This is a genomic window from Bradyrhizobium sp. (genome assembly GCF_019244115.1).
Taxonomy (GTDB): domain Bacteria; phylum Pseudomonadota; class Alphaproteobacteria; order Rhizobiales; family Xanthobacteraceae; genus Bradyrhizobium.
Genome location: NZ_JAFATE010000089.1, coordinates 1 through 8,147, shown reverse-complemented (window position 1 = coordinate 8,147; position 8,147 = coordinate 1). Strand labels below are relative to the sequence as shown.

Annotated in this window: 8 protein-coding genes; 5 read left to right on the top strand and 3 right to left on the bottom strand. The window is 64.3% G+C overall.

The annotated features are described in order from the left end of the window. Window positions 1–96 precede the first annotated feature (96 nt). Window positions 97–372 carry a hypothetical protein gene (locus tag JOZ76_RS04150; protein ID WP_291697358.1) on the bottom strand — a complete coding sequence of 92 codons (276 nt, stop codon included), beginning with the start codon at window positions 370–372 and terminating at the stop codon, window positions 97–99. A 259-nt stretch (window positions 373–631) separates the two neighbouring features. Here JOZ76_RS04150 and JOZ76_RS04145 point away from each other — a divergent pair, with 259 nt between their 5' ends. Together JOZ76_RS04145 and JOZ76_RS04140 are read left to right on the top strand one after the other, a co-directional pair. After that, window positions 632–1,081 carry a hypothetical protein gene (locus JOZ76_RS04145; RefSeq protein WP_291697357.1) on the top strand — a complete coding sequence of 150 codons (450 nt, stop codon included), beginning with the start codon at window positions 632–634 and terminating at the stop codon, window positions 1,079–1,081. A gap of 99 nt (window positions 1,082–1,180) precedes the next feature. Next, window positions 1,181–1,537: a hypothetical protein gene (locus JOZ76_RS04140; RefSeq protein WP_291697356.1), complete on the top strand. Its 357-nt coding sequence runs from the start codon at window positions 1,181–1,183 to the stop codon at window positions 1,535–1,537. A gap of 40 nt (window positions 1,538–1,577) precedes the next feature. Here JOZ76_RS04140 and JOZ76_RS04135 read toward each other — a convergent pair whose 3' ends face one another. Beyond that, entirely contained in the window at window positions 1,578–3,026 is a 1,449-nt protein-coding gene (locus tag JOZ76_RS04135; RefSeq protein ID WP_291697355.1) for a cryptochrome/photolyase family protein, read from the bottom strand. Between the two features lie 150 nt (window positions 3,027–3,176). On the opposite strand from JOZ76_RS04135, the gene JOZ76_RS04130 reads away from it, so the two are divergent. Then, complete coding sequence (locus JOZ76_RS04130; protein ID WP_291697354.1) at window positions 3,177–4,898, top strand: methyl-accepting chemotaxis protein; 1,722 nt, start codon at window positions 3,177–3,179, stop codon at window positions 4,896–4,898. A 205-nt stretch (window positions 4,899–5,103) separates the two neighbouring features. On the opposite strand, the gene JOZ76_RS04125 is transcribed toward JOZ76_RS04130, so the two are convergent. After that, window positions 5,104–5,763, bottom strand: a complete 660-nt coding sequence (locus tag JOZ76_RS04125) for a peroxiredoxin (RefSeq protein WP_291697353.1) — start codon at window positions 5,761–5,763, stop codon at window positions 5,104–5,106. 391 nt (window positions 5,764–6,154) lie between these two features. Between JOZ76_RS04125 and JOZ76_RS04120 the strand changes: the two genes are divergently transcribed. Next, window positions 6,155–6,730, top strand: a complete 576-nt coding sequence (locus JOZ76_RS04120; RefSeq protein ID WP_291697352.1) for a hypothetical protein — start codon at window positions 6,155–6,157, stop codon at window positions 6,728–6,730. Between the two features lie 124 nt (window positions 6,731–6,854). Beyond that, a partial coding sequence (locus JOZ76_RS04115) for a trypsin-like serine protease (RefSeq protein ID WP_291697351.1) occupies window positions 6,855–8,147 on the top strand: 1,293 nt, incomplete at its 3' end.

Here is an 8,147-nt window from a genome sequence, read left to right as displayed (position 1 = left end):
CGGAGCCGCCCGGCAAGCTCCGACCTCCACTCACCGGGCGCGGAAGCCGACATCGACAATGCGAGCGGCCTGCGGCGCCGCGCCGGCTGCACACGCCTAGAAGCAGGGGTGGCCGCGATTGTCCTGGCCGAGATAGCGCGCCGCGCTCTGATAGCAGCGGTTGGTGACGGGGCCGTCATAATAGGCGAACGTGCCGGGCTGGGCGCCCGGGCCATAATTATGGTCCAGGCTCAGGGGGTAAGGCAGGCCGTAAGAACGGCCGTAATGGCCCCTGGTCATGGCGGGAACGTCGTAGTCGGCGGCCAGGGCGAAGGTGGGGGCCAAGGTCGCTCCGGCCAGCAGCAGGCTCGCGAAAAACCTCGTCGTGCTCATCTCTTTTCTCCGGATATGACCGTAACGCGTGCCCCAGAAGGCGATCCGATCCCAAGTCTAATCCGAAACACGGCAAAAGGCTCCCGAAAAGCTGACGTCGATCCCCTCAAAGAAGGCTTCGGTGCACGCCGCATTTTTGGCCTTTTCCGCATGCTTAACCCATTGCTAAGACAGTCTGGCGACATTCCCGCGCGGGCCGGCTAAAGTCTTGACCGGTCCTTCCGCGTCTCAACACGGCCGAACCGGTCAAAACCGCTCGATGCGCACTCCGCTGCTCGTTCTGCTGTCGCTCACGATCACGGTGGTCACCGCGCCCGCCCGTGCCGTGCTGCACATCACCAGCGATCACGGTGGCTATGTCGAGGAATACAAGGCCAAGTTCAAGAAGATCCGCGACAGCGGCGAGCGCGTCGTAATCGACGGCATCTGCAATTCGGCCTGCACGCTGGTGTTCGGCATCGTGCCGATGAACCGGATCTGCGTGACCCCGCGCGCCAGCCTCGGCTTTCACGAGGCCTATTATGACAAGGCCTTCACATTCGGCATCAAGGTCACGAGCGCAGAGGGGACCTCCGAGCTGATGTCGTTTTATCCGAACACGGTGAAGGACTGGATCCGCCGCAATGGCGGGCTGACGCCCGAGATGAAGAAGATCAGGAACGGCGCCGAGCTCTGGAAGATCGTCGATCCCTGCCCGGACGAGTGGTAAAGCGCGCCACGATGCCCTGCGCCAGCTCCTGCGCACGATGCACAAGAGCTGAACTTAGTTGTGGATAAGAGGCCGTTCGCTCAGGCCGGGTGCGCCGATTTGAAGTCCCTGACGTGCTGCTGGCCGCTGTGGCCGCGGGACTTCAAATCGGAACGCGGCTTGCGGCTAGCAAACCTGCGCAAGCCCGAAGCGAATCAGCGTTTCGCTTTCTTCTTCTTGGCGGTTTTCTTCGGCGCCTTCTTCGCGGCCTTCTTGGTCTTCTTGGCGACCTTCTTCGCCTTCGCGACCTTCTTCGGCGCTATTTTCTTCGCGGCTTTCTTGGCGGCCTTCCGCTTCTTCGCGGGCTTGGGCGCCTCCATCGGCTCCGGCATTGCCGGACCCGCGTCGGTCATGTCGCTGATGGGTGTATCGTCGTCCATATCGTCCCCCAATGTTTCAACCAATGCAGGACGATAACGAGATTCCCGAAGCTGTCAAAGAGAAGCGCGACGACTTATCACGCCGCGCGCAGCTTGGCGTAGGCCACCAGTGCGCGTTCACGACCGGCGCGGTGTTCGACGATCGGTTCGGGATAGCTGATGCCGAGCCGGACGCCGGCGCTTTCGAGTTCCAGCGGCGCAGCCTTCCATGGCTGATGGATCAGCGCGGGCGGCAGATCCGCAAGCTCCGGCACCCAGCGCCGCACATAGTCGCCCAGCGGATCGAACTTCGCGCCCTGCAGGATCGGATTGAAGACGCGGAAATAAGGCACCGCATCGGCGCCGCAGCCGGCGACCCATTGCCAGTTCGCCGGGTTGCTGGCGGCGTCGGCATCGACCAGCGTGTCCCAGAACCAGCGCTCGCCCTCGCGCCAGTCGATCAGGAGGTGTTTGACCAGAAACGAGGCCACCACCATCCGGACGCGATTGTGCATCGTGCCGGTCTGCCAGAGCTGGCGCATGCCGGCGTCGACCATCGGATAGCCGGTCTGGCCGCGCTGCCAGGCGCGCAGCGCCCGCTGGTCGGGCCGCCACGGAAACGCGTCGAAGGCCGGCTGCAGGTTGCGCGTCGCCATTTCCGGCGAATCGAACAGGAGGTGGCGGCAGAATTCGCGCCAGCCGAGCTCGCTGACGAACTTGTCGATGTCGCCCGCGAGCGCCGGGCGCTCCGCGGCGGCAAACTGTGCGGCGTGCCAGATCTGGCGCGGGCTGATCTCGCCGAACCGCAGATGCGGCGACAGGTTCGAGGTGCGCTCGATGTCGGGACGGTCGCGGCCGCGCGCATAGCCGGCAATGCCGTCGGCAAGGAAGCTTTTCAGCCGCTCCAGCGCGGCGCGCTCGCCCACCTCCCAGGTCTGGCGCAGGCCGGCAGCCCAGTCGGGTGCGATCGGCTCGAGGCGCAGGCTCTCCACGCTCTCGCTCGCAATCGGGGCGACCGGGCGCAGGGACGTCGGCGCCGGCAACAGCTTTGGCGGGGCGCCGATCGCGAGCACGCGCCGCCAGAACGGCGTGAAGACGCGGAGCGCCCGGCCCTCCTTGGAGCGCAGGATCGCCGGATCGACCAGGAGATCGCCGGGGAATTTTCTGACCGCGACGCCGGCAGCGCGCAGTGCCGCCTCGACCTTGTTGGCGCGGGCGAGTTCCGGCGCCTGGGCGATCTCGTTCCAGACCACCTGGTCGGCCTTGATCTGCCGCGCGAGTTCCATGATCGCCTTCACCGCGGGGCCGCGGCGTAGCACCAGCGTGCCGCCGATTGCGGCAAGGCTCTCCTGCAGCCGCCGCAGCGACTGCGCGAGCCACCAGCGCGCAGCCCCGCCGAGCGGGCGCGTCTCGCAGATCGCACTGCTCGAATCGTCCAGAACATAGAGGCCGATCACGCCCGCGCCTGATCTTGCCGCTTCATGCAGCGCAGGATGGTCGGACAGGCGCAGGTCGTCGCGGAACCAGACGATGACGTTGGAGCTCATGCAGGTATCCAGTTACTGATGTGCAGGGCAGGTTGGAGACTTAATTGTTGCGCGTCGATCGCATCAACATGGGCCCGTTAATGCGATTGTAAATCGATGCTGCCACATCTCCGAGGCTTGAACTGTCTCTGCTGTCGAAAGTCCCCCGAAATGAAAGCCTTCCCTCGCTCGCTCAAGGTCAAGCTCGGACCTAAGGCGGTCACCTGCGCCGTCCTGCTCATCGCGCTCAACACCGTGCTCGTGGTCGGAGCCGCATATTGGTCGTTGACATCAGAGTTCTCCGACAGGGCACTGCGGGACATCGAGATCAATCTTCGTACACTCGCGCTGACCTTCGCGGAGATTTATGGCGACGCCAAGATCACAATGAAGGATGGTGTTGTCACGCGTGCGGAAATTTCGCGCATGCCCGAGTTCAAGGATCATGCAATCGTCGATCGCGCCGTGTCCTATGTCGGCGGCAACGCGACGCTGTTCGTCTATGACGAGGCAAGCCGGCAATTCGTCCGCCGTTCCACCAATGTGAAGAAGGAGAATGGCGACCGCGCCGTCGGCACCCAGCTTGCCGCCGATCATCCCGGACAGGCGCTGCTCCGGCGCGGCGAGGCCTATAAAGGTCCCGCCACGCTGTTCGGCCAGTCGTTCATGACGGCCTATTTCCCGATCCAGAACTCGGCCGGCACTGTGGTCGGGATCCTTTATGTCGGGATTCCGATGACGCAACTCGACGCGATGCTGTCGCATGCCATGCAGACCATGTCGATCGCCGCGGTGGTGGCCGCAGTCCTCGTGCTGATGCTGACCATGCTGATCATGCGCAGCGTGACAAGACCTCTGAGCTCGGTGACGACATCGCTCACCGCGCTCGCCAACGGCAACGGCAATATCGAGATCGATCACCACGAGCGGGGCGACGAGATCGGCGACATCGCCCGCACCATCGCGGTGTTCAAGAGCAACCTCCTGGAACGCCAGCGGCTTCGCGACGAGCAGGTGGCGACTGCTGCGGCCGCGACCGAACAGCGCAAGCAGGAATTGCAGAGTTTCGTTGCCAAGTTCCAGTCCCGGGTCGGCGGCATGATCGACAACGTGATGAAGTCCTCGACGGACTTCGAACGCGTCGCGAGGCAGCTGACGGAGACTGCGCGCCTGACTGCGGATCTTTCAAGGCAGTCGGCGGGCAGATCCGAGACGGCGTCCGAACATGTCCGTTCCGCCGCTTCCGCCTCACACGAATTGTCGGGATCGATCGCGGAAATCACGCGCCGCGTGCAGGAATCCAACGGCATCACCGCAGAAGCGGTCGGGCAGGCGGCCGCGACCGATCAGCGTATCGCCGAATTGTCGGAGGCGGCGACGCGAATCGGCGACGTGGTCAAGCTGATTACCTCGATTGCGGAACAGACCAATCTGCTCGCGCTCAACGCCACCATCGAGGCGGCGCGCGCCGGCGATGCGGGGCGCGGTTTTGCCGTCGTCGCCCAGGAGGTCAAGTCGCTCGCCAGCCAGACCGCGAATGCGACCGAGGAGATCGGCAGCCACATCGCCAACATGCAGCTTGCGACCCAGGAGTCCGTCGGCGCGATCAAGGCGATCGGCCAGACCATCGAGCGCATCTCCGGCATTGCCAATTCGATCTCGGCGGCGGTGGAGCAGCAGCGCGCCGCAACCGAGAATATTGCCCATAGCGTCGGCGCGGCCGCGACCGGCACCGCAGAGGTCGCCACCAATATCGGCAGCGCCGCGCAGGGCGCGAGCGAAACCGGCGAGACCTCTACGAAGATGCTGGCCTCGGCGCAGGCTCTCTCCGGCGAGAGCCTCCGTCTCAAGGACGAAGTGGAGAAGTTTTTGGACGGCGTCCGCGCCGCTTAAGCGCTGATCGCATTCGCTGCATGTAATTGGATTGGGATCATCCACGCAGTTCACCTCTCCCCGCTTGCGGGTGAGGGGGACTCTCCACGAGCGCGGTGCTTGGAGACTCCCCCTCACCCCAACCCTCACAGCGCGAGCTCTTGCTCGCGCGACCCCGCAAGCGGGGTGAGGGGGCCGACCGCCGATGCCGCGGCGACCGCCGCCGCTATTTCGGCTGCGGCACGATCCGGATATAGGGCCTTGGCGATTTCCAGCCCTGCGGATAGATCGTCTTGGCCTCGTCGTCGCTGACCGAGCCGGCGATGATGACGTCCTCGCCCTGTTTCCAGTCGGACGGCGTCGCGACGCGGTGCTTCGCGGTCAGCTGCAGCGAATCGATGACGCGAAGAATTTCCTGGAAATTGCGCCCGGTGGTCATCGGATAGACCAGCACCAGCTTGATCTTCTTGTCCGGCCCGATGATGAAGACGTTGCGGACCGTCTGGTTGTCGGCGGCGGTGCGCTTAGAGACATCGCCCGACGTCGACGCCGGCAGCATGTCGTAGAGCTTTGACACGTTGAAATCGGTGTCGCCGATCATCGGATAGTTCGGCGCGGCGCCCTGAGTCTCGCGGATATCCTCCGACCAACGCGCATGGTTGTCGACCGGATCCACGCTCAGCCCGATCAGCTTGACGCCGCGCTTGTCGAACTCGCCCTTCAGCCTGGCGAGCGCGCCAAGCTCGGTAGTGCAGACCGGGGTAAAATCCTTCGGATGCGAGAACAGCAGCGCCCAGCTGCCATCGATCCAGTCGTGGAACTTGATCTTTCCCTCGGTGGTTTCGGCCTCGAAATCCGGGGCCACAGCGCCAATCTGAAGTGCCATCGTGTTACCTCATCCAGTTAAAGCGACAGATCAATATGCTCTTAATCCAACAGATCAATTTGTCGCGGCTACTATAGTAGGTCATTCTCTTTTCGTGAACGCGGTGCCGCGAAAAAGGATAAATCTTTCTTCGCAGGGGCATATTGGTGGCATCACTTTCTTGTGCGGGATGTGCTGGGATAAAAGTGAAAATTGCCGCCGCGATGTTGCCTTTTATCACTTTCAAACCCCCGCCGCTTGCGGCTATACGAGCCGCCCGAACCGCCGGCGCGTGACGCGGCGATTAAACAGGCAACTCCGTAAAATGCCCCGTATGCGAGTTTCGAATCATTAACTACTCGTTCATACCCAAGGGGCCATCCTGCGCGGAATGGAAATCGAGACGAGAATTATGACTGCCCTTCAACCTGGGGGCGTCGATGCAATCGGCGCCCTTGAACCATCCTGCCGTAACACCGCGGCTCAGGCCCTTGCCATCGTGCGCGACGGCGTGATCACCGGCGAGGGTCCGACGACCCGGGGCCGGGTACATTTTTCTCGCGCGCTCGATGCCGATGACGCGGCCTGGTGCGCAAAAATCCTGACCGCGCGCGCGGTCGAGCATCAGCCGGTCAGCCGGGCCGAAGCCGAAGCGCTATTCGAGATCAACGATGCGGCCACCGAGCGCAGCGACGATGGACGTTTCGACGACCTGCTGGCGAAAGCGGTCGCCCATCACGCCGCGTCCGCGTCGGGTCTGCCGGTGCCGCCGCGCACCGTCGCGTTGTCGCCGGACACCGACATCGAAAGCTGGGCGCCGGTCCGTTCCGCCAATGTCGATGCCGACGTGCTGAGGTGGATCGCGAGCCAGATGCGCGGCAAGCGCCACAGCAACCGCACCTTGATGGCGATGGTTGCGACCTTCGTCGGCGCGGCGGCCTTGCCGCTCGCAGCCCAGCTGCCGCAGGTGTTCGACATCGGGATGTAAGGGTTACCGACCACACTCGTGGAACGGCGTTTGAAACGGCGGGGTTTCCCGCCGTTTTGCGTTGCGCGTCTTGTCATATGATCGCGCCTTGATCCGGTCGTGCTGCTGGTCCACCCTGCAGCGCATGATCAAACAGGCTCTTGCTGGTCTCATCGTATTTTTCGGCCTTGCTGATCCGCTGGCTGCCGCGGAGCTCGATGACGCCGTCGCCGCGGCCCATCGGCGCGACTATGCGGCCGCACTGCGACGCTTGTCGCCGCTTGCCGACAAGGGCGATGCGCGGGCGCAGTTCGACATCGGATTCATGCATGCCTATGGATGGGGCGTGCCGCGGGACGCTGCGGCGGCGATCCCATGGTATCGCAAGGCCGCGGACCAGGGGCTCGCGGTCGCGCAGCACGCCCTCGGCCTCGCCCTTGTGAATGGTGACGGCGTGCGGCCTGACGACGCGGAAGCCGCGCGCTGGTTCGCGCGCGCCGCCGCGCAGGGATTTGCCCAGGCCCAGTTCATGCGGGGTCTCATGGCCCTGGATGGCAGGGGCGTCGAAAAGGACCCGGTGCAGGGCTACGCCTTCATCGTCATGGCCGCGCAGGGCGGGGTGCGCTCCGCGCCACGCGTGGCCCAGGCCGTGCCGCTCACTGCGTCGCAGCGCGCCCAGGCCCAGGACATCATCGCACAAGGGAAGCCGAAGCCCGAATCATCGCTGGCCAGCGTCTCCGACCCGCGACCGGAAGAATTGCTTGGCCTCGACCGGCACATCGGCGAGGTCGTGGATGCCACGATCTGGCCGGCCTCGGCGATCGGCGTCGTGACCATGGCGCGTTTCGACAGGGGCGGCTGGTGCACCGGCACGCTCGTTGCGCCGAAGGTGGTGCTGACGGCCGCGCACTGCCTTTTGAATGGCACTGACTTTGTCACCCCGGGCAATGTCCACTTCCTGGCCGGCATGGACAAGGGGACACCGGCCTCCTCGGCGGCGGCCGAGCGGTTCATCCTGGCGAAAGATTTCGTTCCGACCCTGAAGGAGAGGTGGACGGTCGACCGGTCGCCAGCCGATTGGGCGCTGATCGTGCTGAAGGATGCCGTTCCGGCACGGCCGGTCGCCGTCAAGGCGCTCAGCCGCGAGCAGGTGCAGGCCGCCGCGCAGGCCGGGACGATCTCTGAAATCGGCTACGGCGAAGAACGCCGCTATTCCCCGACGGCACTTAAAAACTGTCGCGCCGATCGCGACGACCGCGGGCTGATGCTGTTGCAGTGCCTTGCCAATCATGGCTATTCGGGCTCGCCGATCCTGGCGGATATCGATGGCACGCCGGCCGTGATCGGCATCCTCTCCGCCATTCAGGAAGAGAAGAGATTGAGCATTGCCGCTTCCGCCAGCCAGTTCGAGGCCGCCGTCCGGGAGGCGATCGCCGCT